Source organism: Rhizobium sp. GN54 (assembly GCF_021026345.1).
In the GTDB taxonomy this organism is placed as follows: Bacteria; Pseudomonadota; Alphaproteobacteria; order Rhizobiales; family Rhizobiaceae; genus Mycoplana.
On the sequence record NZ_JAJNCZ010000013.1, the window covers coordinates 42,042 to 68,200 of the forward strand.

Here is a 26,159-nt window from a genome sequence, read left to right on the forward strand (position 1 = left end):
CCATGACCGCTCCGCTTCTGTCGCTGCGCGGCATCTCGAAGAGCTATGGGGAGATCCGGGCCAACCAGGGCGTCGACCTCGACGTGGCGCCGCGGTCGATCCATGCGATCCTCGGTGAGAACGGGGCGGGCAAGTCGACCCTGATGAAGCTGATCTACGGCGTCGAGCAGCCGGATGACGGAACCGTCGCCTGGCAAGGCGAGATCCTCAGCCTCGCCTCCCCTGCGGAGGCGCGGCGCAAGGGGATCGGCATGGTCTTCCAGCATTTCTCGCTGTTCGAGACCCTGACGGTCGTGGAGAACATCCAGCTGGTCGTCCCGGGCCGCAAGGCGGACCTCATCGACCGGGTGCGGGCGCTCGGTCGCGACTTCGGCCTCGAGGTCGATCCGCTCGCCGACGTGCATGCGCTGTCGGTCGGCGAGCGGCAGCGAGTGGAGATCATCCGCTGCCTGATGACCGATCCGAAGCTCCTGATCCTCGACGAGCCGACATCGGTGCTGCCGCCGCAATCGGTCGGCAAGCTCTTCGAGACCTTGCGCCGGCTGCGCGACGGGGGCGTTTCGATCCTGTTCATTTCCCACAAACTGGAAGAAATCCGGGCGATCTGCGACAGGGCGACCATCCTGCGTGCGGGGCGCGTCACCGGAAACGTCGACCCGCGGGAGCACGACGCCCATGACCTCGCCCGCATGATGATCGGCCGCGACATGCCGGAGCCGATGCCGGCGCTGCCGCGGCCGGGCGGCGACAAGCAACTCGAGATCGTCGGGCTGAATTACCGATCCGACGATCCCTTCGCCGTCCCGCTTTCCGACATCAGCCTGACGGTGCGGGCCGGCGAGATCCTGGGCATTGCCGGGATTTCCGGCAACGGCCAGGGCGAACTGGCAGCGCTGATCTCGGGCGAGACGCGGCTGCCGCGCGAGGCGAGCGATCGCATCTTCATGATGGGGCAGGATGTGGGCGCGCTCGACGCCGCAGCCCGCCGCAGGCTCGGATTCGCCTTCGTGCCGGAGGACCGGCTCGGGCGCGGGGCCGTTCCCGAAATGTCGCTGGTCCTCAACAGCCTGCTGACGGCGCATCCGCTCGGGCTCACGCGTCACGGTCTCGTCGACCGGGCCAAGGCCGATGCCTTCACGAAGGAGTGCATCAGGCAGTACGACGTCCGCACGCCCGGCCCGGATGCGGAGGCCGGCGCCCTTTCCGGGGGAAACCTGCAGAAATTCATCGTCGGCCGCGAGATCATGCTGGCGCCGCGGCTGCTGTTCGTCGCCCAGCCGACCTGGGGCGTCGACATCGGTGCGGCGTCCGCCATCCGCAGGCGGCTCGTGGAGCTGCGCAACGAGGGAATGGCCATCCTCGTCATCTCCGAGGAACTCGAGGAACTCTTCGAGCTCTGCGACTTCATCCAGGTGCTGTATCACGGCACGCTCAGCGCTCCGCTCGTCACGCGCGATACGCGACCCGAAGAGATCGGACGATACATGATCGGGGCGCATGCCGCCGCAGCGAAGGTTCCCGCATGAGCACCCCGACGACCGCCTTCCTTCCTACCCTTGTTCGCCGGGAGCGCGCGTCGCTTCTGGCGACCCTCATTGCGCCGCCCGCAGCACTTGCCGTGGCCACTGTGGTCAATCTCGGCCTCTACGTGCTGATGGGCCGCGACCCGGTCGCCGTCCTGCATGCGATGCTGCTCGAGCCCTTCCTGTCCTGGGCGTCCTTTTCCGAGGTGCTGCTGAAGGCGGGGCCTCTCCTGCTGATCGCGCAGGGGCTGGCGATCGGCTTTCGGGCGAAGGTCTTCAACATCGGCGCCGAGGGGCAGTTCATCCTCGGTGCGATCTTCGCCTCTTCCATTCCCGTCTGGTTCCCGCAGGCGACGGGCCAGTGGATCTGGCCGCTCATGCTGCTGCTCGGCGCGATCGGCGGAGCGCTGTGGGCATCGATCACCGCCTTCTGGCGCGTCAGGCTCAATGCGAGCGAGATCCTCGTCTCGCTGATGCTGAGCCTCGTCGCCGCGCAACTGCTCTACTACCTGCTGCTCGGGCCGTGGAAGGATCCGGCCGGCTTCAATTTTCCCCAGTCGGTGATGTTCCAGTACGACGCGATGGTGCCGATCCTGTTTCCCGGCACCCGGGTCAACGTCTCGCTGATCCTGGCGGTCGTCCTGTCGCTGGCGGCTTGGGTGTTCATGCAGAAGAGCTTCACCGGCTACAAGCTCCAGGTCGGCGGGCTGGCGCCGCGCGCTGCCGGCTATGCGGGCTTCAGCGAGGGACGGGCGATCTGGCTGTCGCTGCTGATTGGCGGGTTCGCCGCCGGACTGGCCGGAGCCGCCGAGGTCGCCGGGCCGCTCGGCCAGTTGCAGCGGTCGATTTCGACGGGCTACGGCTATGCGGCCATCATCGTCGCTTATCTTGGCGGCCTGCACCCGATCGGCATCATCGTCTCCGCAATGGTGATGGCGGTGCTCTATATCGGCGGCGACAACGCCATGGTGTCGGCCAATCTGCCGATCGCGGCGGTCCGGGTCTTCCAGGGCAGCCTCCTGCTCGCCTACCTCGTCGCCGTCGCCTTCGTCCGATACCGCCTCGAATGGCCCCGCGCCGCCCACCGGAGCCCGTCATGAACGCAATCGACTTCATTCTTGCTGGCATGCTCGCTGCGGCGACTCCGTTTCTTCTCGCCGCCCTCGGCGAAATGGTGGTCGAGCGTGCGGGCGTCCTCAATCTTGGCGTCGAGGGAATGATGGCGCTCGGCGCGGTCATCGCCTTCATCATCGTCTACCACGGCGGCGGCCATGTCCTCGGGTTCATCGCCGCCGGCCTGGCCAGCGCGGTCCTCTCCCTCGTCTTCGCCGTGATCGCGCTCGGCTTCCGGGCAAACCAGGTGGCGACCGGCCTTGCCATCGGCATCCTCGGCCAGGGGCTGTCGGCGCTGTTCGGCAAGACCTATGAAAGCCTCACGGTGACGGGGCTGCCCAAGCTCGCCATTCCCGGGCTCTCGGAAATCCCGGTCGTGGGCGGCCTCTTCGTCCAGGATGCCGCCGTCTGGCTGTCCCTCGTCGCGACGCTGGGCATCTGGGCGGTCTTTGCCTTCACCAAGGTCGGTCTCGTCATCCGCGCCATTGGCGAGAACCCGAAGGCCGCGCACGCGATCGGCTACCCGGTCATCGCCGTCCGCGTCGCCGCCGTCGCCTTCGGCGGGGCGATGGCGGGCTTCGCCGGTGCCTATGCCTCGGTGGTCTACACGCCGCTCTGGGCCGACGGCATGATCGCCGGCCGCGGTTGGATCGCCATAGCGCTCGTCGTCTTCGGCACCTGGCTGACCGGGCGGATCTTCCTCGGGGCCTGCCTGTTCGGTGCGGTGTCGCTGATGGGACTTGCAGCCCAGGCCACCGCGCTCAACGTGCCGTCGCAGCTTCTGTCGAGCCTGCCCTATATCGTCACCATCGTCGTGCTCGGCATCATTTCGGCAGACCGGCGGCTCCTGAAGCTGAACGGCGTCGCCTCCCTCGGCGAACCGTTCGAGCGATAGCCAGGCACTCGCTTTCTTTGTTATCGTTTGTCTTTTCGGGAAAGCTGGATTCCACTTTTCCCTGACAAACTCTAGTCAAGGGTCCGCACGAGCTTGACCAGCCAGTCGACAAAGACGCGCACCTTGTTGCTCAGGTGGCGGGTCTGCGGATAGACGACGTAGAGCTGGAGCGGCTCACAGCTCCAGTCTGTCAGGACCGGCACCAGCCGCCCGTCGGCAAGCGCCTCGCGCGCCATGAAGAGAGGCACCTGCGCCACGCCGAACCCCGCCAGGATGGCGGTCATGTAGGTGCGGGCATCATTGGCGGACACGACGTAGCGGGGCACGATCTCCTTCGTCTCGCCGTTCCTGGTGAATTCCATCGGCAGGATCCGTCCGGCCTGGGCCTGGAGGTAGCCGACGGCGAAGTGGTCGTCGCGCGTCAGGTCTTCCGGTTCCGACGGCAGGCCGTTTCTTTCGACATAGTCAGGCGACGCGCAGGTGATCATCTGCATCTCCGAGACCTTGCGCGCGATCAGCGACTGGTCGCTGGGCGTTCCGGCGCGCAGGGCGCAATCGACGTTCTCGGCGATATAGTCCACCAGGCGGTCACCGACGCCGAGGTCGATATGGATCTGTGGGTAGCGCGTGTGAAAATCGCACAGTGCCGGAACGACCAGGAGGTCGGCAAAGGCGCCGGCCATCTCGACGCGCAGGCGTCCGGACGGTTGGGCCTGCGAATGGGAGAGCGATCCGTCCAGTTCCTCGATTTCTGACAGGATCTGCGTGGCCCGTTCGTAATAGAGCGCGCCGTCGGTGGTCACCATGACCCGCCGCGTGGTACGGTTCAGAAGCGTGGTGCGCAGGTGCGCCTCCAGTCCCTGGATGAGGTTGGTGACGGTGGTCTTGGGCATGTTGAGAGCGGTGGCGGCGCGCGAAAAATTGCCCGTTTCCACCACCCGAACGAATACCCGCATCGCTGAAAGCTGGTCCAAGTCCGCAGTCCTTTTCGCTGCAATGCACTATTATTCGAAATATGGAACAGTGATGCCCATATTTTTGCCCTTATCCGGACGGGCTGGAATAATCATATGGGATTCAAGTTGAGCAGGCACCCTTCCCTTCCGGAAGCAGGTTGTATGCGAAAGGCCAGAGCCATGAACAGCGAATGGCGGGACATGGAAGTCGACGGTGCGGCGGAGCGCTACATGCCGATCCGCATCTACGACAGTGCCACCCGCGCAAAGGCGCCCCCGCTCGTCCTGTATTTCAGCGGCGGCGCCTTTCTGGACAGAGATAGGAATGGCGAAAGCCCGATTGCAAGGTCGTTCGCCAATTCCGGTGCCGTCGTCGTCGAGGCGGACTATGCAAAGCCCTCGGAGAACGTCTTTCCGAAGGCGCTCGAGTTCGCCTTTTCGGCGTTGCGTTGCCTGAGCGGCAAGCGCAAGCAGTTCGGCAGCCAGCGTTCGCTGCTGCTCGTCGCCGGCGAAGAGGCCGGCGGCAACCTGGCGGCGGGCGTGGCGCTGAAGGCGCGCGACCAGATGCCGGGCGAGATCGACGGCCAGATCCTTCTGTCGCCGCTGATCGACCCGCTGATGGCCACGGCTTCCTTCCGCGAGGCGGACGGGGCCGGAATGCGGGAAAGGTGGACGGAAGGCTGGAACCACTATCTCGGTTCCGGCGGGGGGTATTGCCACCCCTATGCCGCGCCGGGCCACTGTTCGCGTCTGTCAGGAGTGGCTCCCGCACTCATCCTGACGTCTGCGGACGACCCGTTGCGGGATGAGGCGGCCGGTTACGCCGCTCGCCTCTCGGCCGCCGGCGTGAGAGTGAAGAGCCGCATACTTCCGGCCTGCAGGGGCTGGACGCAGATATACGGCGCGGACCGGGCGGAGGGCTGTGCGCCCCCGGACGAGCTGCGCAGGGAATTTGAAGACTTTATCGGGGAACTGCAGAGCAGGACCTCCTGATTTGAGACAAGAGACCGGTCCTATCTAGGACTTCAAGGAGATAGCCATGTCGTCGAACAAGAGACGCTGGGCCCTGTGGGGCGCCGGCCTGGGGATTTTTGCGTCCGTTTCCGGCGCAGCCTTGCACCTCGATCTTACTCCGGATGCGCATGCGACGCCCGAGGCCGCCGCCCCGGCCCCGGCCGTGCCGGTCACCGTCGTCGCCGTCCAGCCGCGCAGCGTCACCACCTGGCAGGAGTTTTCCGGCAGGCTGGAGGCGGTCGACCGTGTGGAGGTCCGCTCCCGCGTCGCCGGCGCCATCCAGTCGGCACATTTCAGGGAAGGTGCGCTCGTTAAGGCCGGCGACCTGCTCGTCAAGATCGACCCGGCGCCCTTCGAGGCGGCGGTCGCCCAGGCCGAGGGCCTCCTCGCGTCTGCTCGCGCCAAGCTCGACCTCGCCGATACGGAACTCGAGCGCGGCCGCAGGCTGGTCGCGAAGAACACGATTTCCGACAGCGACTTCGCCCAGCGCCAGAGCCTTCGCAGCGAGGCGCTGGCCAACCTGCAGGCGGCCGAGGCGGCACTGACCACCGCACGCCTCGATCTCGGCTATACCGAGATCCGCGCGCCGATCTCCGGGCGGGTCGGCAAGCTGGAAATCACCGCCGGCAACCTCGTCGCCGCAGGATCGGTTTCCCCGGCCCTGACGACGCTGGTCTCTTCCGGCCCGATCTATGCGAGCTTCAACGCCAACGAGGAACTGGTGGCGCGCACGCTCGCCGAGCTTCCCGGGACCGAGAACGGGCTTGCCGCGATCGACCAGGTTCCAGTCGAGATCGGCACGCTCGGCGACGAGGGCACCCCGCTCGTCGGCAAGCTCCAGCTCATCGACAACGAGGTGGATGCGCAAAGCGGCACCATCCGCGTCCGCGCGGTCTTCGACAATCCCGGCAACCGTCTCATCCCCGGCCAGTTCGTCCGCATCCGCCTGGGCGAGCCGAAGGCCGAGGACCGGTTGATGGTCAGCGAACGCGCCGTCGGCACGGATCAGGACAAGAAGTTCGTCTTCGTCGTCGATGACGGCAACACCGTCACCTACCGCCAGGTCCAGCTCGGCGCGTCGGTGGAGGGCATGCGCATCGTCGAGAAGGGGCTTTCGCCCGGCGACCGGATCATCGTCAACGGCTTGCAGCGCGTCCGCGCCGGCGTCGTCGTCGATCCCCAGACGGAAGTCGCGGCGGCCCAGTAGCTTCCAGGACCGGCGGGCCGCGCCCGCCGGCATTCTCGATCTTTCCACTTCGCCTGTGGCCGCCGGCCGCAAGCCGGGGACCTTGCGTCCCTTGTCCAGCCCTTTGGAGAGGGTATCGCCATGAATATCTCACGGTTCTTCGTCGACCGCCCCGTCTTTGCCGGCGTGCTGTCGCTGCTGATCGTCATCGCCGGCCTGATCGGCATGCGATCCCTGCCGATCTCGGAATATCCCGAAGTCGTTCCGCCGTCCGTCGTCGTCAGGGCGACCTATCCCGGCGCCAACCCCAAGGTGATCGCCGAGACGGTGGCAACGCCGCTCGAGGAACAGATCAACGGCGTCGAGGACATGCTCTACATGTCGAGCCAGGCGACCGCCGACGGCGTGATGACGCTGACGGTGACCTTCGCGCTCGGCACCGATCCCGACAAGGCGCAGCAGCTCGTGCAGAACCGCGTCAGCCAGGCCGAGCCGCGGCTACCGAGCGAAGTGCGTGCGCTGGGCATCACCACCGTGAAAAGCTCGCCCGACCTGATGATGGTGATCCATCTCAGCTCGCCCGACGACCGCTATGACATCACCTACCTGCGCAATTATGCCGTGCTCAACGTCAAGGACCGGCTGGCCCGCATCGACGGCGTCGGCCAGGTGCAAATCTTCGGTTCCGGCGACTATTCCATGCGCGTGTGGATTGATCCGCAGAAGGCGGCCGAGCGTGGGCTTGCGGCAAGCGACGTCGTGGCGGCCATACGCCAGCAGAACGTCCAGGCCGCAGCCGGCGTGATCGGCGCCTCGCCGAGCGTCGACGGGCTGGACCTCCAGCTCTCCGTCAACGCGCAGGGCCGCCTGCAGTCGCCGGAGGAATTCGGCCGCATCATCGTCAAGAGCGGCCAGAACGGCGCCATCACCCGCCTGCAGGACGTCGCCCGCATCGAGCTCGGCGCCGCCGACTACTCGCTGCGTTCGCTGCTCGACAACAAGGCCGCCGTGGCGATCCCCGTCTTCCAAGCGCCGGGCTCGAACGCGATCGAGATTTCCGACCAGGTCACGGCGACGATGAACGAACTGCAGATCGCGATGCCGGAAGGCGTGCGCTACGACATCGTCTACGATACCACCCAGTTCGTGCGGGCCTCCATCGACAAGGTCGTCCACACCCTGCTGGAGGCGATCGCGCTCGTCGTTCTCGTCGTGATCCTGTTCCTGCAGACCTGGCGCGCGTCGATCATTCCGCTGCTCGCCGTGCCGGTCTCGATCATCGGCACCTTCGGCGTGATGTACGTCTTCGGCTTCTCCATCAATGCGCTCAGCCTGTTCGGGCTGGTGCTGGCCATCGGCATCGTCGTCGACGATGCGATCGTGGTCGTCGAGAACGTCGAGCGCAACATCGAAAACGGACTGTCGCCGCGGGAGGCGACCTACCGCGCCATGCGCGAGGTGTCCGGCCCGATCATCGCGATCGCGCTCGTGCTCGTCGCCGTGTTCGTGCCGCTTGCCTTCATCACCGGCCTGACCGGCCAGTTCTATCGCCAGTTCGCGCTGACGATCGCGATCTCGACGGTGATCTCGGCGATCAACTCTTTGACGCTGTCGCCGGCGCTTTCGGCACTGCTTCTGAAGGACCACCACGCCAAGAAGGACTGGTTCACGCGGTTCATGGACCGGACGCTCGGCTGGTTCTTCCGCGGCTTCAACCGGGCGTTCGGCGCGAGTTCCAACGCCTATGGCCGCGGGGTGGGCGCGATCCTGTCGCGCAAGAGCATCGTCATGGTGATCTACCTGGTGCTGCTGGGGGCCACCTATCAGTTGTTCCAGGCCGTTCCCGGCGGTTTCGTGCCGGCGCAGGACAAGCAGTACCTGATCGGGTTCGCGCAACTGCCCGACGCGGCCACCCTCGACAGGACCGAGGACGTGATCGAGCGGATGAGCGAGATCACCCTCGCCCAGCCCGGCGTGGAACATGCCATCGCGTTTCCGGGTCTCTCGATCAACGGCTTCACCAACGGCTCGAATGCCGGGATCGTCTTCGTCGGCCTTGCCCCGTTCGAGGAGCGCACCACGCCGGAGTTGTCCGCGGACGCGATCGCCATGCAGCTGAACCAGAAGTTCGGGGCGATCCAGGACGCCTTCATCGCGATGTTCCCGCCGCCGCCCGTCCAGGGGCTCGGCACCACCGGCGGCTTCAAGCTGCAGATCGAGGACAGGGCCGGTCTCGGCTACCAGGCGCTGGACGAGGCGACCAAGGCCTTCCTCGCCCAGGCATACCAGACGCCGGAGCTCGCGGGCCTGTTCTCGAGCTTCCAGATCAACGTGCCCCAGCTCTACGCCGACCTCGACCGCGAGAAGGCGGAGCAGCTCGGCGTGTCGGTGACCGACGTCTTCGAGACGCTGCAGATCTATCTCGGTTCGCTCTACGTCAACGACTTCAATGCCTTCGGCCGTACCTACAGCGTGCGCGTCCAGGCGGACGCGCGGTTCCGCGCCCATGCGGAGGACATCGGCGCCTTGAAGGTCCGCTCCCAGTCCGGAGAAATGATCCCGCTCGCCACGCTGCTGAAGGTCGAGGCGACCACGGGGCCGGAGCGCACCACGCGCTATAACGGCTTCCTCGCCGCCGACATCAATGGCGGGCCGGCACCGGGTTTCTCCTCCGGTCAGGCGCAGGCGGCGGTCGAACGGATCGCCGACGAGACCCTGCCGCCTGGGATCGGCTTCGAATGGACGGACCTGACCTACCAGCAGATCCTGGCCGGCAATTCGGGCGTGATCGTCTTCCCGCTGGCGCTGCTGCTCGTCTATCTGGTGCTTGCGGCGCAGTATGAAAGCCTCACCCTGCCGATTGCGATCATCCTGATCGTGCCGATGGGCCTCTTGGCGGCGCTGACCGGCGTCTGGCTCACGGGCGGAGACAACAACATCTTCACCCAGATCGGCCTGATCGTGCTCGTGGGGCTATCGGCGAAAAACGCGATCCTGATCGTCGAGTTCGCCCGGGAACTCGAATTCGAGGGCCGTTCCCCGGTCAAGGCGGCGATCGAGGCGAGCCGGCTGCGGTTGCGGCCGATCCTGATGACCTCGGCGGCCTTCATCATGGGCGTCGTGCCGCTCGTCATCTCGACGGGGGCGGGTGCAGAGATGCGCGCCGCCATGGGCATCGCCGTCTTCTCCGGCATGATCGGCGTCACCCTGTTCGGCATCTTCATGACCCCGGTCTTCTACGTGCTGGTTCGCCGCCTGACCGGCGATCGCCCCCTGAAACAGTCCGGCGAGGCGACCCTGCTGACCGCACCGGCGGAATAGACCGGAACAACCCCAGCGTTTGTCGGGCCTGCGACCCCGGGATGTCCTCATCCCGGGGTTTTTCCGTTCTGCGCCATTCGCGAAAATCAGCCTCAGGCAAGTCAGCGTCTCTAAAGCAGGGCACGGCGGTGTGAACCGTCGGTTGTATTGCGCGATTTTGATTTGAGGGCTTTGCAGATATGACGTCGATCGTTTCTTCCATGAGCATCAACCAGATCAGGGCCCTTCCGGCCTCGACCATTGCGGCCTGGACCGAAGAGGACGCAGCAGCCCTAACCACGGCGCAGGCAGGCGCGCTGTCCTCGTCGCAGGTGGCGGCTCTCTCGGCAAACGTCGTCGCAAGCCTGAGCGATACGCAGATGTCGGCCCTGTCGCCGAAGGCGGTGATCGGGCTGAACCTGGATCAGCTGGCGGCGATCTCGACGGACAAGATTGCAAACCTGACGAACTCGCAGGTGGCGGCGCTCACCACGACTCAGATCGTCGGCCTGTCGACCGCCCAGGCGGAAGCCCTGACCGCCTCGCAGGTCGCAAGCCTCAGTGCGGCGCAGATCGGAGCGCTCAGCAAGGAGGATCTCGCCACCTTCTCTGCCGCCGACATCGCCGCCATTGCACCGGCGGCGCTGCGCGGACTGTCGGCCGATGCGCTGGCATCGCTGACCCCGGAACAGGTGGCCGCGATGACGCCGGCGCAGATTGCCGCCCTGAAGGCCGACCAGATCGCCGCCCTGACGCCGGCCCATATCGGTGTCCTCAGCGCCGCCCAGATCGGTGCGCTCACGGCGACCCAGGTCGCGGCCCTGCCGACCGAGAGCCTGGCGGCATTCTCGCCGGAGCAGATCGCGGCCTTGAGCACGAAGGCGGTCGTCGGCCTCACCGTCGGCCAGGTCGCGGCCCTGAGCCTGGAGCAGACGGACGCGCTGACGCCGACGCAGATCGCCAGCCTCAGTTCGAAGCAGGTCGGCGCCTTGAGCGCCGAGCAACTGGGAACCTTCTCCGCCGCCGACATGAAGGCGATCAGCACGAAGGCCATCGTCGGCCTCAGCGCGGCGAATGTCGCGACCCTGAGCCTGGAACAGGTTTCGGCGCTGACGCCTGCCCAGATCGGGGCCATGGGCACGGGCCAGATCGCCGCGCTGACGCCCGAACACGTGGGCGCCCTGTCGGCCGCGCAGGTGTCCGCACTGAAGTCGACGCAACTCGCCGTCCTGCCGATCGGCAGCATCGCGGCATTTTCTGCCGAGCAGATCGCAGCGATCAGCGGCAATGCCCTCGCCGGCCTCACCGCCGCCCAGATCTCGTCGATGAGCCCCGAGCAGACCGAGGCGCTGACGAAGGCGCAGGTGGCGCGGCTCAATGCCAAGCAGATCGCGGCGCTGACGCCGGAGCAACTGGCGACCTTCTCGGCCGACAAGATCGCCGCGATCACGCCCGTCGCCCTTTCGGGGCTGTCCGCCGACAATGTCGCCGCCCTGACGTTGGAACAGGTCTCCGCCCTGACGACGTCCCAGGTCGCGGCGTTGAAGCCCAGCCAGGTCGCGGCTCTGACCACGTCGCAGCTGGAAGTGATGACGACGACCCAGATCCGCACCCTGAGTGCCGCGCAGGTCGCCGCCCTGCCGACCGACAGGATTGCGGCCCTTTCGGTGGACCAGCTTGCGGCGCTGAGCCCCAGGGCGGTCGCCGGACTGACGTCAACGCAGATCGCCGCCCTGACGCCTGCGCAGACGGGATCGCTGACGACGCAGCAGGTGGCCTATCTTAGTTCCAAGCAGATAGCAGCGCTCAGTGTCGAACAGCTCGAAAGCCTGTCTCCCACCCAGATCAAGGCGATCGGTGCCGCCGCATTGTCCGGCCTGTCGCCCGAGGACGTCGCCGCCTTGACCCTGGAACAGGTCTCCGCGCTGACGCCGGCCCAGATGACGGCCCTGAAGGCCAACCAGATCGCCGCCCTATCGTCGGCACAGCTGGAGCAGTTGTCGCCGGCGCAGATCGGCGCCCTGAGTGCTGCGCAGATCGCGGCCGTGCCTGCCGACCGGATCGGTGCACTGTCCGAACAGCAGATTTCAGCGCTCACCACGCGGGCGATCGCGGGCCTGACCGCTGCCCAGGTCGCAGCCCTCTCCCCCGAGCAGATCGATGCTCTGTCTACGGCGCAGATCAGCGCACTCACCTCCACCCAGCTTGCGGCGTTGAGCGCCGAGGCGCTCGCGACCTTCTCGCCGCAGGATATCGCCGCGATCAGTCCAAAGGCCCTCCCCGGGCTGAGCCCGGCAAACGTCGCCCTGCTGTCGGCGGAGCAAATGTCCGCGCTGTCAGCCGTTCAGATCGCTGCGTTGAAGCCCACGCAGGTCGCAGCGCTGTCGCCGAGCCACATGGCGGCCCTGAAACCTGCCCAGGTCAGTGCGCTGACAGCAGCCCAGGTCGCAGCCCTCGGCGTCGAGAATATCCAGGCGCTTTCCCCGGAGCAGATTGCCGCCCTGACCACCAAGGCGATCGCAGGGCTCACTGCCGCCCAGATCGCAGCCCTGTCGCCGGTGCAGGCGGAAGCCCTGACGTCCACGCAGGTGGGCGGCCTGAGTGCGGCCCAGCTGGCCGCGCTCGAGCCGGAGGATCTGGCCACGTTCTCGCCGGCGGACATCGCCGCCATCAACGCCAAGGCAATTACCGGCCTGTCGGCCGCCAATATTGCCCTTCTGAGCCCCGAGCAGATCGCCGCGCTGACGCCGACGCAGATTGCGGCGCTGAAACCGGCCCAGGTCGCGGCGTTCTCGCCGACGCAGGTCGAGGCGCTGACGGTCGGGCAGGTCCGTGCCCTTGGCGCCCCCCAGGTGGCGGCGCTGGGAATCGAGAGCGTCAAGGCGCTCTCGGCCGAGCAGATCGCCGCATTGAACGTCAAGTCGATCAGCGGCTTCACGGCCGCGCAGGTGGCCGCCCTGAGCCCCGAGCAGACCGAGGCCTTCACGGCGGCCCAGATCGGCGGAATGACTGCGGCGCAGGTCGCGGCCCTGGAGGCGGACGACCTTGCGACCTTCACGCCCGAGGAAATCGCGGCGATCCCCGCAGGCGCGATCTCCGGCCTGACGCCTGAGAACATCGCCGCACTCAATCTCGACCAGGTTGCATCGCTGACCCCGAACCAGATCGCCGCCCTGAAACCCGCCCAGGTCGGCGCCCTGACCGTGGCCCAGGTGCAGGTCCTGTCGCCGGGGCAGGTTGCGGCGCTGAGCGCCACGCAGGTTGCCGCCCTGCCGGTCGAGGCCGTCGCCGCCCTTTCCATCGACCAGATCGCCGCCCTGAGCGCCAAGGCGATCCCGGGATTGACGGCAGACCAGATCGCAGGCCTGGCCCCGAGCCAGGTCGATGCGTTCACGGCCGCCCAGATCGCGGCCCTGACCGCAACCCAGCTCGGCGCGCTGACGCCGGAGCAACTGGCGACGATCTCGCCCGACGAGATTCCGGCGATCGGCACTGGTGCTATCCCCGGGCTTTCGAACGAGAATCTCTCCAGTCTTCCCATCGAACAGGTGAAGGCGTTGACCGTGGCCCAGATCGCCGCGCTCAAGCCGAGCCAGGTTCAGTCCCTGACCGCTGCGCAGCTGGCGGCCCTTTCGACGGCCCAGATCGGTGCCCTTACCGCGGCCCAGATCGCCGCGCTGTCGCCGGACCGGATTGCCGAGCTCTCCACCGAGCAGATCGCGGCCCTGAACCCGAAGACGGTCGCAGGACTGACCGCAGAGCAGATTGCCGCGCTGACGCCGACGCAGGTGGACGCACTTTCGACCGCGCAACTCGCCGCGCTGACGGCCACGCAGGTCGCAGCGTTTAGCGCCGAGGATCTGGCGACGTTTTCGGCAGCCGACCTGGCGGCGATCAGTCCCGCCGGCATTGCAGGGCTGTCGGCCGGGCAGTTTGCGTCCCTGAGCTCCGAACAGGTCGCCAGCCTGACGACGGCACAGATCGCGGCGCTTAAGCCCGAGCTGATCGCGACGCTTTCGCCGGAACAGATCGGAAACCTGACGACGGCGCAGGTGCGGGCGCTGAGCGCAACGCAGGTCGCGGCGCTGACGAGCGCGGGGATCGCCGCCCTTTCGCTCGAGCAGATCGCGGCCCTCGATACGAAGGCCATTCCGGGCCTGACGGCGGCGCAGATCGGCGCCCTGTCGCCGGCGCAGGTCGATGCGCTGACCACCAGCCAGATCGGCGCCCTGACCGCGACCCAGGTCGCAGCGCTCGGCCCGGACGATCTCGCGACGTTCTCGCCGGGCGACATCGCGGCCATCACCGCGGCTGCGATCACGGGACTGTCGCCCGAGAACATCGCGGCCCTCGATCACGAGCAACTGACGGCCCTGACGCCGGGACAGATCTCGAGCCTGACCTATTATCAGCTGAAGGCCTTGAGCTCCGACCAGATCAGTGCGCTGACCCCGGGGCAGATCGGTGCGCTGAACGCCTTGCAGGTCGCAGCGCTCGGGACCGACAAGATCCCTGCACTCTCCACCGAACAGATCGCCGCCCTGACGCCGAACGCCATCGCCGGCCTGACGACGGCACAGATCGCGGCGCTCAGCACGGCACAGGCCGAAGCCCTGACGCCTGCCCAGGTCGCCGGTCTCACCGCGGAGCAACTGGCGGCCCTCAGTTCCGACAACTTGAGGACGTTCTCGACCGAGGATATCGCATCGATGAGCACGAGCGCGCTCTCCGGCCTGTCGGTGATGAACATCAAGAGCCTGAGGCGCGAACAGCTGGAGGCGATCACGACCACGCAGGTGGAAGCCTTGAGCTCGCAGCAGATCGCGGCCATCATCGCGGCCTACGAGGCCTTCTGACGACCTGCGCCCGGCCCGCACAAACGGGCCGGGCCACGGCTAGGCACGCCGGGCCGGAGCCTGGCGGCCGTCAGGGCCTCCCGGAGGAACACTGGGCCGGCCCGGTCCTATTGTTCCTTCAGCCAGTCCTGCAGTTCCGCCTCGGCGCGCTCGAGGGCGCTGTAGTTCAGCAGTTTTCTCAGGAACGCGACGGTGACGGCGCGTGCGCGCAGGTTGAAGCGGCTGTCGTCCGGGTCGGCGGCGGTGGTCTGGTAGACCTCCAGCTTGTCGTAGAGGTGCTGCAACCGGTTCTGCACGCTGCGCAGCGACAGGTTCCGCCGCCGTGCGATGGCGCGATCGGTCAGGCCCAGCGCGATGTCGACGAGCACCTCGTATTCGGAATCGGTGAAGCTGCGGGCGTGGCTAAGGCTCTTCTGCTGGAGGCCGCGCACCTCCCGGTCGATCACGCACTGGCTTTCGATGAAGATCGAGCGCAGCGCCAGTTTCAGCCGCTCGTCGGAGGCCGACTTCAGCACGTATCCGTAGGCGGCGCCGTCCGGGACGATGCGGGAGACGCCGCGCACATAGGCCTCGTCGGAATAGTTGGACCAGAACAGGATGCGCGTCTCGGGCCGCTCCTTCCAGATGGCGCGGGCGGCCTCGATGCCGTTGCGGCTCGCCATCTGCAGGTCCATGACGATGTGGGCGGAGCGATGGTCTCTCGCGAGCCTTTCGCCGGCGATGCCGTTCTCGGCCTCGATCACCGTGTCGCATTCGGGAAGGGCCGAACTGACCGCCTCGTGCAGATACGAGCGGTGCAGCGGGTCGTCCTCTACGATCAGAACCTTCATTGCGCGTCCTTCATCGATGCTTCGTCGTCCACGCCGGGCCGGCAGAGTGGTAGTTGTACGGCAACCGTCGTGCCGCGATTGCCGCGTCCGGGGCCGATTGCGAATTTTGCCGAAATGAGCCGCGCCCGCGTCTTCATGTTGTCGATACCGCCGCCGATGCGCCCGCGCCTGTCGGCCACGCCGCAGCCGTCGTCCGATGTCTCGATCTCGACCTGGCCGCCGACGACCCGCAGCCGCACGGTGATCGACATCGGCTGGGCGTGGCGCACGGCATTGTTGATCGCCTCCTGGGTGATGCGGAAGAGCGCGACGCTGACCGTCGGCTCCAGGCCATCGAGCGCACCCGCGGTGTCGTCGACCAACGCCCACTCGATCGGCGTGCCGCTGTCGCGGACCGATCGGTCGAGGTGGTTCTCCAGTGCCTGGGCGAGGCCGAATAGTTGAAGCACCGAAGGCTTTGCCTCCTCGATGATCTGCCTCAGGTCCTGCATGCAGTGCTGCAGGCCGCGCGCGACGGGTTCGAGTGCTGCCCCCGTCAGTTCGTCCGAATTGACCAGCCGGTCGATCCGTCGCGACAGCCGGGTGAGATCGGCCAGCGTCTGGTCGTGGAGGTCCATGCCGATGCGCTGGCGCTCCTGCTCCAGCGCCTCGGTCAGCTTCAGCGCGCCCTGGCGCAGCCCCTCCTCGCGCGCCCGCGCCTCGGCCTCGACGATCGCCGACTGCTGCGCCTGCCCGGCCGCGCGCAGGGCGAAGAAATAGGGCGCCAGCAAGTCGGCAATGATGCACGCCCGGTCGACGTCCTCCATCGTGTAGATGGCCGGCTTCTGCGACGAGCAGCTGAGTGCCGCGATGATGGTGCCCTGCACCTTCAGCGGCACGTGCAGCCGGCTGCGCAGGGTCTGCTCGACGATCGGCCGCTTGAAGGCGCCCTCGAAATGGAAGCGCGGATCGGCCATGGCGTCGTCGGTCAGCATGTAGTCGACCTCGCCCCGCAGCAGCGAGCGGATCGGGCTGTTGGCGACGGGGGCGGAGGCGACGTCGCCCCAGGCGGTGTCCATACCGGTCTCATAGGCGGTGTGGTAGTTGCCGTCCACCATCAGCATGCAGACGTCGAGATGGTCGTGCGGAATGATGTGCGCCACTTCGGCGGCGACCGCCCGGATCGCCGAGCGGAAATCGAGCTGGCCGGCGAGCAGCCGGGAAATACCGAGATAGTGATCGACCAGTGCGGCCGGCGCCATGTGCAGCATGTCGGCAATTCCTCCCGCCGTCGCCCGGACCCGAACCAGGTTCTGGACCGTGCGCTCCTCAACGCCGCGACAGCATCTCCCAGTAAGCGCCAAAGGGCTGCGCGCGTCCTGCATGAAACCGCAACTTGTCGCGCAATCCCCGCAAACAACTTGCCGCATGCCGCCTATACAGACCGCCCGTTCTCGCTCATCCTGCCCTTACTGAGAGGAGGAAGCTCAGTGCAAGAACAATTTTCATCGGCTTGCGCATTGGACGCCGGCGATGAAGCGATCCGGTCGAAGGACGGATCCCTGAGGGAGGATGACATGACAATTCGCAAGATGCTGCTGGCATCGGTCGCCGTCGCGTGCGCCGCCATGCCCATGACCGCGTTCGCCGATACGTCCGGAAAGAAGATCGCGCTCTCCAACAACTACGCCGGAAACTCCTGGCGCCAGGCCATGCTGACGAGCTGGGACAAGGTCACCGGCGAGGCCGTGAAGACCGGCGTCGTTGCGGCCGCCGATCCGTTCACCACCGCCGAGAACCAGGCGACCGAGCAGGCGGCGCAGATCCAGAACATGATCCTGCAGGGCTATGACGCGATCGTGATCAACGCCGCCTCGCCGACGGCGCTCAACGGCGCCGTCAAGGAAGCCTGCGACGCGGGCATCACGGTCGTCTCGTTCGACGGCATCGTGACCGAGCCGTGCGCCTGGCGCATCGCCGTCGACTTCAAGGAGATGGGCCGCAGCCAGGTCGAGTATCTTTCCAAGAAGGTGCCCGAGGGCGGCAATCTGCTCGAGATCCGCGGCCTTGCCGGGGTCTTCGTCGACGACGAGATCTCCGCGGGCATCCACGAGGGCGTGAAGCAGTTCCCGCAGTTCAAGGTCGCGGGTTCGGTCCATGGCGACTGGGCGCAGGACGTGGCGCAGAAGGCCGTGGCCGGCATCCTGCCGAGCCTGCCGGAGGTCGTCGGCGTGGTCACCCAGGGCGGCGACGGCTACGGCGCCGCACAGGCGATCGCGGCTGCCAAGCGACCGATGCCGGTGATCGTCATGGGCAACCGCGAGGACGAGCTGAAATGGTGGAAGGAACAGAAGGACGCCAATGGCTATGAGACCATGTCGGTCTCGATCGCGCCGGGCGTGTCCACCCTCGCCTTCTGGGTCGCCCAGCAGATTCTCGACGGCAAGGAGGTGAAGAAGGACCTCGTGGTGCCGTTCCTGCGCATCGACCAGGACAACCTCGAACAGAACCTCGCCACCACCCAGGCCGGCGGCGTCGCGAACGTGGAATACTCGCAGGAAGACGCGCTAAAGGTCATCGAGGCAGCCAACTAGGAACCTCAACACGGCCGCGCGGTTCCATCATGCCGCGCGGTCGATTTTCCTGCAGCAGAAGACGGCAGCAATGACGGGTGACAGACGCAAGGCGGTGATCGAGGTCGATGGCGCCAAGGTGAGCTTCGGCGCGGTCAAGGCGCTCGACGGCGTGACGCTTGCGATCATGCCCGGCGAATGCGTCGGCCTCGTCGGCCACAACGGTGCCGGCAAGTCCACCATCGTCAGCGTCATCAACGGCGGACTGACGCCGCACCAGGGGACGGTTTCCGGCGACGGCGAGGTCGTTGCAAGCTACGGCATCAATGCCGCCCGGACACGCGGCGTGCGCTGCGTCTTCCAGGAGCTCTCGCTCTGCCCCAATCTCACGATCGTCGAGAACACGCGCGTCATGCACCGCACGCTCGGCGGCTTCGGCTGGCGCCGGCGGGCAAGGCAGGTGATCGAAAAGAGCCTGGATACGGTCTTCCCGGGTCACGGCATCGCCAGCGACAGGACGGTCGGCGAATTGTCGATCGCCGAGCGCCAGATGGTGGAGATCGCCATGGCCTTCTCCGACGCTGGCATCGCCCCGAGACTGGTGATCCTGGACGAACCGACCTCCTCGCTCGACGCCAGCCTCGCCGAGCAGATGCTGGACCATGTCCGCCGCTTCGTCGCGGGCGGCGGCGCGGTCGTCTTCATCTCGCATATCCTGCACGAGGTCCTGACGACGGCGAGCCGTATCGTCGTGATGAAGGACGGCCGCATCGTTGCCGAACGTCCCGCAGCGGCGTTCAGCGAGGTGAGCCTCGTCGAAGCCATGGGCAGCGTGGTCAAGGGCGACGCCCATCGCCGCCGGGCGCGCGATCTCACAGGCGCGCCGATCGCTCTCGAGCAGGTCGGCCGCGGCCTGCCCTTCCGGGCGGCGCGCGGGGAAATCGTCGGGCTTGCGGGGCTTGCGGGGCACGGCCAGACGAAAATGCTGATGGCGCTGCACGCGGCCAACAGCGGCGACTGGTTGCCGCGGCGCGATCCGCTGGTGACGTTCGTGGCCGGCGACCGCAGGCTGAACGGCGTATTCGAGCTCTGGAGCATCCTGAAAAACCTGTCGATCGCCTCGCTCGACGGCGTCGCGCGGCGGGGCGTGCTGGATACGGGCGCGGAGGCCGGGCGCGGGGCGGAATGGAAGCGGCGGATCGAGATCCGCACGCAGGACATGGAAAACCGCATCCTGTCGCTCTCGGGCGGCAACCAGCAGAAGGTGCTGTTCGCCCGGGCGCTTTCGACGCGTGCGCCGGTCGTGCTGATGGACGACCCGATGCGCGGCGTCGACGTCGGCACGAAGCAGGAGGTCTACGAGATCGTGCGCCAGGAGGCGGAAGCCGGGCGCACTTTCGTCTGGTATTCGACGGAAATGGAGGAAGTCCGCCTCTGCGACCGTGTCTATGTCTTTCGGGAGGGCGCGATCGTCGCCGAACTGACCGGCGAGGCCATCACCGAGGACAACATCCTTGCCGCCTCCTTCGCGGGGGCGGCCGCATGAAGCGCTGGATATCCGCCGATGCGCTCAGGCTGGCGATCCCGGCCCTGTCACTGACGGTCCTGCTCGCCGCCGTGTTCTGGCTGCAGCCGCGGGCAATGAGCTATGTCGGTCTCAACCTGCTCTTCAATCTCGCCGTGCCGATCGCGCTCGCCACGATCGCGCAGATGCTGATCGTGTCGGTGAACGACCTCGACCTGTCGATGGGCACCTTCGTCAGCTTCGTCGCCTGCGTGACCGCCACCTTCCTGCGCGACGCGCCGCTTGTCGGGGTGCTGATCCTGGCCGGCGCTGTGGCGGTCTATGCCATTCTGGGCGTGGTGATCTACCTGCGCGACCTGCCATCGATCGTCGTGACGCTCGGCATGAGCTTCGTCTGGGCCGGCCTTGCCGTGCTGCTCCTGCCGGCCCCCGGCGGGCAGGCGCCGGACTGGGCGCGCGCGCTGATGACGATGAAACCGCCCGTGGCGCCGATGGCGATCGTCGCCAGCATCGTCATCGCGATCGTCGCTCATCTCGTCGTCATGCGCTCCTCGCTTGGCGTGCTGATCCGCGGTGTCGGCGGCAACCAGCGCTCGGTCGAACGGGCCGGCTGGTCGGTGGTCGCCACCCGGGCTGCGGCCTATGGCCTTGCGGGCGTCTTCGCCGTGCTTGCCGGCATTGCGCTCGTCGGACTGACAACGTCCGCGGACGCCAATATCGCTCTTCGCTACACGCTGCTGTCGATCGCCGGCGTGATCCTCGGCGGCGGCGAGTTCATCGGCGGCCGGGTATCGCCGGTCGGCGCGGTGATCGGCGCCCTCACCCTGACGCTGGCCGGATCCTTCCTGTCGTTCCTGCGGATCTCGCCCGACTGGCAGATCGGCGCGCAGGGCGCGATTCTCATCGTCGTGCTGGCCCTTCGCCTGCTGCTCAGACGCGTCGAAAACTGGGAGAAAGGGCGATGACGGCAATCGCGCGGCTTTCGCAGAAACCCTGGATCTGGTCGTGGTTCGCGGCCTTCGTCGTCTGGTTCGCCACCATCGTCGTCACCGGCGGGGCGAGCACGTTCGGCCTCTCGCAAGCGGCGCTCACCTTCGCGGCCTTCTCGATCATCGTCGGCATCGGCCAGATGTTCGTCATCACGCTCGGCCCCGGTAACATCGACCTCTCCGTTCCCGCTACGATGACGCTGGCCGGCACGGTGGCGCTGAAGCTGATGGATGTCGACAACGCCATGATCGTTCCGGGCCTGCTGGTCGCTGTCGGGATCGGGATCGCGGTCGGGATCGGCAACTACGCCCTCATCAAGGCGTTGCGCATTCCGCCGATCATCGCCACGCTGTCGATGAGCTTCATCATCCAGTCGACGGCGATCTGGACCAATCGTGGGCTTCGCATCAAGCCGCCGAGCGTTCTCGCCGAGTTCACGACCTCCGCCACGCTCGGCATCCCGAACGTCGCCATCGTCGCGCTGCTCATCTCGCTTTTCGCCTGGTTCCTTCTGGAGAAGACGATCTACGGTCGCTGGATCTCGGCGATCGGCCAGAGCATGCCGGCCGCCCGGATGGCCGGGATTCCGGTCGATGGCACGCGCTTTGCCACCTACGTCTTCTGCGCCGTCCTCGCCTCGCTTGCCGGTTACCTGCTCGCCTGCTTCTCCGGCGGGGCGGCGCTGAACATGGGCTCCGAATACCTGTTGATGTCGATCGCCGTCGTGGTCATCGGGGGCACGGCGGTCGCCGGCGGTGATTCCAACGTACCGGGTATATGGGGCGCCTCGCTCTTTATGTTCCTGGTCGTGTCCATGCTCAACACCTACGGTCTCGGTGCGGGCATCCGCCTCGTCATGACCGGGCTCATCATCATCAGCGTCATCCTGCTCGCCGGCGGCCGCCAGCCGGGCACGCGCTAGTTCCAGGACGATCCGACCATGGCCCGAGACAGTCTCTACGAAATCCACGATCCGCGCTTCGTCCACCTGATCGTGTCGAGCGCCCGCCTGGAGGAACTCTATTCCGGCTGCCGCTGGGCGGAAGGGCCCGTCTGGTTCAACGATGCGAACCAGCTTCTCTGGAGCGATATTCCCAACCAGCGCATGCTGCGCTGGACGCCGGAGGGCGGCGTGTCCGCCTATCGCCAGCCGTCGAACTTCGCCAACGGCCATACGCGCGACCGGCAGGGGCGGCTCGTCTCCTGCGAACACGGAACGCGCCGGGTGACGCGCACCGAGGTGGACGGTTCGATCACGGTGCTGGCCGACAGTCATCAGGGCAGGAAGCTCAATGCGCCGAACGATGTCGTGGTCCGCTCGGACGGCACCGTCTGGTTCACCGATCCGACCTACGGCATCCTCTCCGACTACGAGGGCTACAGGTCCGAACCCGAGCAGGCGACGCGCAACGTCTACCGGCTGGACCCGGCGACCGGCGAGATCGATGCCGTCGTCACCGACTTCAACCAGCCGAACGGCCTCGCCTTCTCGCCGGATGAGACGATTCTCTATGTGGCCGACTCCGGCGCAAGCCATGACGACGTGCTTCCGCGCCATATCCGCGCCTTCGACGTCGTGGACGGACGGCGGCTCGCCAACGACCGCGTCTTCGCCGTGATCGACAAGGGCATACCGGACGGCATCCGCACTGACACCGCCGGCAATCTCTGGTCCAGCGCGGGCGACGGGGTTCATTGCTTCGCCGCTGACGGAGCGCGCCTCGGCAAGATCCTGGTGCCGCAGACCGTGGCAAACCTGACGTTCGGCGGCCCCCGGCGCAACCGCCTCTTCATCGCCGCGACCAATTCGCTCTATTCGATCTACGTCACCGCGACCGGCGCCCAGGTGCCGTGACGTTTGACCTCTGGCCTTGTCCGGTCAGCCGCCGTGGTCGACGAGCACATTTCCGTGCCGGCGGTTCACTTGACCCCTGACCGCCGGATGGGGTCTACTGCGCACCGCAGTTCAAGTTCCCGTTTCCTGGTCGGCTGGGCAGGCCACGCGCCGTTCCGGCCGCCGATTGATGTCACGCAAACGAGACGTTGGAGCACTATGCTATCACTCTTGGCGATGTGTGCCGCCCGCGCTGAAAATTCGGCATAGATGTACCCTGCCCTGCGGGGTGCGATGCGGGCTGTCGCGAGCGTAGCGCCGAGATAGGAGCAACCCGTATCGCCAGCTACGCCTTCGCAATGAACAGAAGGAGTGGATATGATGTCCGAGCTATCCGGTATTCCGACTGCGCAGATGTTTTCCGACGCCTACTCCTACACCCTTGACGCCTGGCAGCGTTCGATCCTGTATCTCGACGTCATGCGCCGGCGTGGCGAGCAGTACGAGGAGCATGCGGCAAGCCGCGTGCCGCATGTGCTTGACTACGATGCCGATCTCGTCTGCGACGGCCGCGAACTGCCGAGGCCGGTCAACTACGGACTGGTCCGCATCATTGCCCCCGAAGGCGTCACGATCGATCCGTCGAAGCGTCCCTTCGTCGTGGTCGATCCGCGGGCAGGGCATGGCCCGGGCATCGGCGGTTTCAAGGCTGACAGCGAGATCGGCGTGGCGATGAAGGCCGGGCATCCCTGCTATTTCATCGGGTTCCTGCCCGAACCCATGCCGGGCCAGACGATCGAGGACATCGCGCGGGCGGAGGCCGTGTTCCTGGAGACGGTGATCGAACACCATCCCGAGGCCGACGGCAAGCCGTGCGTCATCGGCAATTGCCAGGCGGGCTGGGCCATGATGATGCTGGCCGCGATGCGGCCCGAACTCTTTGGTCCGATCATCATCGCCGGCGCTCCCCTTTCCTATTGGGCGGGCGTGCACGGGCAGTATCCGATGCGCTACTCCGGCGGCCTGCTCGGTGGCAGCTGGCTGACGGCGCTGACCGGCGATCTCGGCGCGGGCAAGTTCGACGGCGCCTGGCTGGTGCAGAACTTCGAAAACCAGAACCCGGCCAATACGCTCTGGACGAAGCAGTATAACCTCTATTCCAAGGTCGATACCGAGGCCGAGCGCTATCTCGGCTTCGAGCGCTGGTGGGGTGGGCACGTCATGCTCAACGCCGAGGAGATCCAGTTCATCGTCGATGAGCTCTTCATCGGCAACAGGCTCGCCTCGGGCGAGATCCGCACGACCGACGGAACGGCGATCGACCTGCGCACGATCCGCTCCCCGATCGTGGTGTTCTGCTCCAAGGGCGACAACATCACCCCGCCGCAGCAGGCGCTGGACTGGATCCTCGATCTGTACGACAGCGTCGACGAAATCCGTTCGCTCGGCCAGACCATCGTCTACGTCGTCCATGAGACGGTCGGGCACCTGGGGATTTTCGTGTCCGCCGGCGTGGCGCGGAAGGAACATGACGAGTTCGCCTCCAACATCGACCTGATCGACGTGCTGCCGCCGGGTCTCTACGAGGCGGTCCTGGAGCCCACCGGAGAGGCGGTGGAGCATCCGGAACTCGTCTCGGGCCAATGGATCATGCGCTGCGAGACCCGCACGCTGGACGATATCCGCGCGCTTGGCGGCAACGACATCGAGGACGAGCGCAGCTTCGAGGCCGCCGCCCGTCTCTCCGAAATCAACCTCTCGCTCTATCGGGCCTTCCTCCAGCCGGCGGTCAGGGCCACAGTCAATCCGGCCATGGCCGAAGCGATGCGGCGGCTGCACCCGCTCCGGCTGTCCTACGAATGGTTCGGCTCGTCCAACCCGTTCATGGCCTGGATCGAGAATGCGGCTACGAGTGTACGTGACGACCGGCACCAGACCGCGCCGGACAATCCGTTCATCGCCGTGCAGGAGCAGGTCTCGACCCGGATCGTCGAAGCGCTGGAAGGCTGGCGCAAGATGACGGAGGCGATGGCGGAGGAGACCTTCCGGATCACCTATGGCGCCCCGGCGGTTCAGGCGGCGCTCGGCATCGACCCGACATCGAATACCCCGCCCCGCAAGGCGCCGAAGAGCCTGCTGACGAAGGCGCTGATCGAGGTGAAGACGGAAGCGCTGAAGGCCAGGCTCGCCGAGGGCGGACTGGTGGAAGGGCTGGTCCGTTCGCTGCTGTATGTCGGCATGGCCCGTGGCAGCGCGGACGAGCGCGGTTTCGAAGCCATCCGCCGGGTCCGGCGCGAACACGCGAGCGCAACGCAGATGAAGCTTGCGGAATTCAAGGCGCTTGTGAGGGAACAGTACTATATGCTGCTCATCGACGAGGCGGGGGCTCTCGCCGCCATCCCGAAACTGCTTCCGCAAGACGCGGGCCAGCGCCGCGCCGCCTTCGATGTCCTGCGCGGCGTGCTGGAATCGTCCAGCTCTTTGGGCGATGCTGCAGAGGGACGCCTTCAGCGCTTGGCCGAGTTGTTCGATCTTGGAGGGAGCGGCCCGGGCAGCGTCCCGAAACCTGTCGCCGTCCGCGGCAACACGCGTGCCCGCAGCGCATATTGATCACCAGCCGGAGCTTCGCCATTGACCGAACCGAACGTGACCAGAGCCGCACCGTCGAAATACGACCGCCTGATCGGCGCGGCGCAGGAGGCGCCCCCGGCCGTCACCGTCGTCGCCCATCCATGCGACGAGACCTCGCTGCGCGGCGCGCTGGAAGCGGCGGACATGGGCCTGATCGTTCCGGTCCTGGTGGGACCGGAAGCAAAAATCCGCAAGGTGGCGGCCGAGAACGGCCTCGAACTGGGCGGACACGAGATCGTCGACGCCCCGCACAGCCATGCCGCGGCCGCCCAGGCGGTCGCCCTGATCCGCGAGGGCAAGGGCGACCTCTTGATGAAGGGCAGCCTGCATACCGACGAACTGATGCGCGAGGTCGCAGCCTCGGCCACGGGCCTGCGCACCGAACGTCGCATCAGCCACGTGTTCGTCATGGACGTGCCGGGCCACGCCGAAACGCTCTTCATCACCGATGCGGCGATCAACATCTTTCCCGACCTCGATGCCAAGCGCGACATCGTCCAGAACGCGATCGATCTCTGGGTCACAATCGGGCTTGGCGAGCCGCGCGTGGCGATCGTGTCCGCGGTCGAGACGGTGACGACGAAGATTCCCTCCACCATCGATGCGGCAGCGCTGTGCAAGATGGCCGAGCGTGGCCAGATCACCGGCGGCATGCTCGACGGCCCGCTCGCCTTCGACAACGCCATCAGCCCGGAAGCCGCCGAGATCAAGGGGCTGACGTCGCCGGTTGCCGGCCGGGCGCAGATCATCGTGGTGCCCGACCTCGAGGCCGGGAACATGCTGGCCAAGAACCTGACCTTCCTCTCCCATGCCGACGCGGCCGGAATCGTGCTCGGCGCGCGCGTGCCGATCGTCCTGACCTCGCGCGCGGATTCGGTCCGAAGCCGGCTCGCCTCCTGTGCTGTGGCCGCGCTCTACGCCGCCCGGCGGCGGCGGCAAGTGGCGGCCTGACGC

Annotated in this window: 17 protein-coding genes; 14 read left to right on the forward strand and 3 right to left on the reverse strand. The window is 66.7% G+C overall.

The features are described 5' to 3' along the window. Positions 1 to 2 precede the first annotated feature (2 nt). From LQK81_RS23605 to LQK81_RS23615, 3 genes are read left to right on the forward strand one after another with little or no spacing between them, the layout of a single operon-like run. A complete protein-coding gene (locus tag LQK81_RS23605) occupies positions 3 to 1,526 on the forward strand; it encodes an ABC transporter ATP-binding protein (protein ID WP_230808864.1) in 1,524 nt (507 codons plus the stop codon). Next, entirely contained in the window at positions 1,523 to 2,623 is a 1,101-nt protein-coding gene (locus LQK81_RS23610) for an ABC transporter permease (protein WP_230808865.1), read from the forward strand. The genes LQK81_RS23605 and LQK81_RS23610 overlap by 4 nt, the downstream gene beginning before the upstream one ends. Continuing rightward, positions 2,620 to 3,531 (forward strand): ABC transporter permease, encoded by a 912-nt coding sequence (locus tag LQK81_RS23615; protein WP_230808866.1) that lies wholly within the window; start codon positions 2,620 to 2,622, stop codon positions 3,529 to 3,531. The genes LQK81_RS23610 and LQK81_RS23615 overlap by 4 nt, the downstream gene beginning before the upstream one ends. Before the next feature lie 71 nt (positions 3,532 to 3,602). On the opposite strand, the gene LQK81_RS23620 is transcribed toward LQK81_RS23615, so the two are convergent. Next, positions 3,603 to 4,505: a LysR family transcriptional regulator gene (locus tag LQK81_RS23620; protein ID WP_230808867.1), complete on the reverse strand. Its 903-nt coding sequence runs from the start codon at positions 4,503 to 4,505 to the stop codon at positions 3,603 to 3,605. Between the two features lie 162 nt (positions 4,506 to 4,667). Here LQK81_RS23620 and LQK81_RS23625 point away from each other — a divergent pair, with 162 nt between their 5' ends. The 4 genes from LQK81_RS23625 to LQK81_RS23640 all read left to right on the forward strand — a co-directional run bounded on the left by LQK81_RS23625 (position 4,668) and on the right by LQK81_RS23640 (position 14,843). Then, positions 4,668 to 5,480 carry an alpha/beta hydrolase fold domain-containing protein gene (locus tag LQK81_RS23625; RefSeq protein ID WP_230808923.1) on the forward strand — a complete coding sequence of 271 codons (813 nt, stop codon included), beginning with the start codon at positions 4,668 to 4,670 and terminating at the stop codon, positions 5,478 to 5,480. A 46-nt stretch (positions 5,481 to 5,526) separates the two neighbouring features. Continuing rightward, entirely contained in the window at positions 5,527 to 6,708 is a 1,182-nt protein-coding gene (locus LQK81_RS23630) for an efflux RND transporter periplasmic adaptor subunit (protein ID WP_230808868.1), read from the forward strand. Positions 6,709 to 6,828: 120 nt separating this feature from the next. After that, positions 6,829 to 10,008: an efflux RND transporter permease subunit gene (locus tag LQK81_RS23635; RefSeq protein WP_230808869.1), complete on the forward strand. Its 3,180-nt coding sequence runs from the start codon at positions 6,829 to 6,831 to the stop codon at positions 10,006 to 10,008. Positions 10,009 to 10,208: 200 nt separating this feature from the next. After that, positions 10,209 to 14,843, forward strand: a complete 4,635-nt coding sequence (locus LQK81_RS23640) for a hypothetical protein (RefSeq protein WP_230808870.1) — start codon at positions 10,209 to 10,211, stop codon at positions 14,841 to 14,843. A 107-nt stretch (positions 14,844 to 14,950) separates the two neighbouring features. On the opposite strand, the gene LQK81_RS23645 is transcribed toward LQK81_RS23640, so the two are convergent. Both LQK81_RS23645 and LQK81_RS23650 read right to left on the reverse strand, forming a co-directional pair. Further along, the gene (locus LQK81_RS23645) at positions 14,951 to 15,673 is read right to left on the reverse strand and encodes a response regulator transcription factor (protein ID WP_230808871.1); all 723 of its coding nucleotides are present in this window, start codon (positions 15,671 to 15,673) and stop codon (positions 14,951 to 14,953) included. After that, positions 15,670 to 16,923, reverse strand: a complete 1,254-nt coding sequence (locus LQK81_RS23650) for a GAF domain-containing sensor histidine kinase (RefSeq protein WP_230808872.1) — start codon at positions 16,921 to 16,923, stop codon at positions 15,670 to 15,672. Before LQK81_RS23650 ends, LQK81_RS23645 begins: the two co-directional genes overlap by 4 nt. A 306-nt stretch (positions 16,924 to 17,229) precedes the next feature. Here LQK81_RS23650 and LQK81_RS23655 point away from each other — a divergent pair, with 306 nt between their 5' ends. The 7 genes from LQK81_RS23655 to LQK81_RS23685 all read left to right on the forward strand — a co-directional run bounded on the left by LQK81_RS23655 (position 17,230) and on the right by LQK81_RS23685 (position 26,156). Beyond that, positions 17,230 to 18,246: an ABC transporter substrate-binding protein gene (locus LQK81_RS23655; protein WP_230808873.1), complete on the forward strand. Its 1,017-nt coding sequence runs from the start codon at positions 17,230 to 17,232 to the stop codon at positions 18,244 to 18,246. A gap of 70 nt (positions 18,247 to 18,316) precedes the next feature. Continuing rightward, entirely contained in the window at positions 18,317 to 19,771 is a 1,455-nt protein-coding gene (locus LQK81_RS23660; protein ID WP_230808874.1) for a sugar ABC transporter ATP-binding protein, read from the forward strand. Further along, the gene (locus tag LQK81_RS23665; protein ID WP_230808875.1) at positions 19,768 to 20,715 is read left to right on the forward strand and encodes an ABC transporter permease; all 948 of its coding nucleotides are present in this window, start codon (positions 19,768 to 19,770) and stop codon (positions 20,713 to 20,715) included. Before LQK81_RS23660 ends, LQK81_RS23665 begins: the two co-directional genes overlap by 4 nt. Further along, a complete protein-coding gene (locus LQK81_RS23670) occupies positions 20,712 to 21,662 on the forward strand; it encodes an ABC transporter permease (RefSeq protein ID WP_230808876.1) in 951 nt (316 codons plus the stop codon). The genes LQK81_RS23665 and LQK81_RS23670 overlap by 4 nt, the downstream gene beginning before the upstream one ends. 18 nt (positions 21,663 to 21,680) lie before the next feature. Beyond that, complete coding sequence (locus LQK81_RS23675; RefSeq protein WP_230808877.1) at positions 21,681 to 22,595, forward strand: SMP-30/gluconolactonase/LRE family protein; 915 nt, start codon at positions 21,681 to 21,683, stop codon at positions 22,593 to 22,595. A 360-nt stretch (positions 22,596 to 22,955) separates the two neighbouring features. Beyond that, a complete protein-coding gene (locus LQK81_RS23680) occupies positions 22,956 to 25,184 on the forward strand; it encodes a DUF3141 domain-containing protein (protein WP_230808878.1) in 2,229 nt (742 codons plus the stop codon). A gap of 21 nt (positions 25,185 to 25,205) precedes the next feature. Then, positions 25,206 to 26,156: a phosphate acetyltransferase gene (locus LQK81_RS23685; protein ID WP_230808879.1), complete on the forward strand. Its 951-nt coding sequence runs from the start codon at positions 25,206 to 25,208 to the stop codon at positions 26,154 to 26,156. The last annotated feature ends 3 nt before the right edge of the window (positions 26,157 to 26,159 follow it).

Bases quoted from the DNA above. Each gene is read 5' to 3' on its own strand.
- LQK81_RS23605 (WP_230808864.1), top strand. From the start codon at position 3: ATGACCGCTCCGCTTCTGTCGCTGCGCGGCATCTCGAAGAGCTATGGG.
- LQK81_RS23610 (WP_230808865.1), top strand. From the start codon at position 1,523: ATGAGCACCCCGACGACCGCCTTCCTTCCTACCCTTGTTCGCCGGGAG.
- LQK81_RS23615 (WP_230808866.1), top strand. From the start codon at position 2,620: ATGAACGCAATCGACTTCATTCTTGCTGGCATGCTCGCTGCGGCGACT.
- LQK81_RS23625 (WP_230808923.1), top strand. From the start codon at position 4,668: ATGAACAGCGAATGGCGGGACATGGAAGTCGACGGTGCGGCGGAGCGC.
- LQK81_RS23630 (WP_230808868.1), top strand. From the start codon at position 5,527: ATGTCGTCGAACAAGAGACGCTGGGCCCTGTGGGGCGCCGGCCTGGGG.
- LQK81_RS23635 (WP_230808869.1), top strand. From the start codon at position 6,829: ATGAATATCTCACGGTTCTTCGTCGACCGCCCCGTCTTTGCCGGCGTG.
- LQK81_RS23640 (WP_230808870.1), top strand. From the start codon at position 10,209: ATGAGCATCAACCAGATCAGGGCCCTTCCGGCCTCGACCATTGCGGCC.
- LQK81_RS23645 (WP_230808871.1), bottom strand. From the start codon at position 15,673: ATGAAGGTTCTGATCGTAGAGGACGACCCGCTGCACCGCTCGTATCTG.
- LQK81_RS23650 (WP_230808872.1), bottom strand. From the start codon at position 16,923: ATGCTGCACATGGCGCCGGCCGCACTGGTCGATCACTATCTCGGTATT.
- LQK81_RS23655 (WP_230808873.1), top strand. From the start codon at position 17,230: ATGACAATTCGCAAGATGCTGCTGGCATCGGTCGCCGTCGCGTGCGCC.
- LQK81_RS23660 (WP_230808874.1), top strand. From the start codon at position 18,317: ATGACGGGTGACAGACGCAAGGCGGTGATCGAGGTCGATGGCGCCAAG.
- LQK81_RS23665 (WP_230808875.1), top strand. From the start codon at position 19,768: ATGAAGCGCTGGATATCCGCCGATGCGCTCAGGCTGGCGATCCCGGCC.
- LQK81_RS23670 (WP_230808876.1), top strand. From the start codon at position 20,712: ATGACGGCAATCGCGCGGCTTTCGCAGAAACCCTGGATCTGGTCGTGG.
- LQK81_RS23675 (WP_230808877.1), top strand. From the start codon at position 21,681: ATGGCCCGAGACAGTCTCTACGAAATCCACGATCCGCGCTTCGTCCAC.
- LQK81_RS23680 (WP_230808878.1), top strand. From the start codon at position 22,956: ATGTCCGAGCTATCCGGTATTCCGACTGCGCAGATGTTTTCCGACGCC.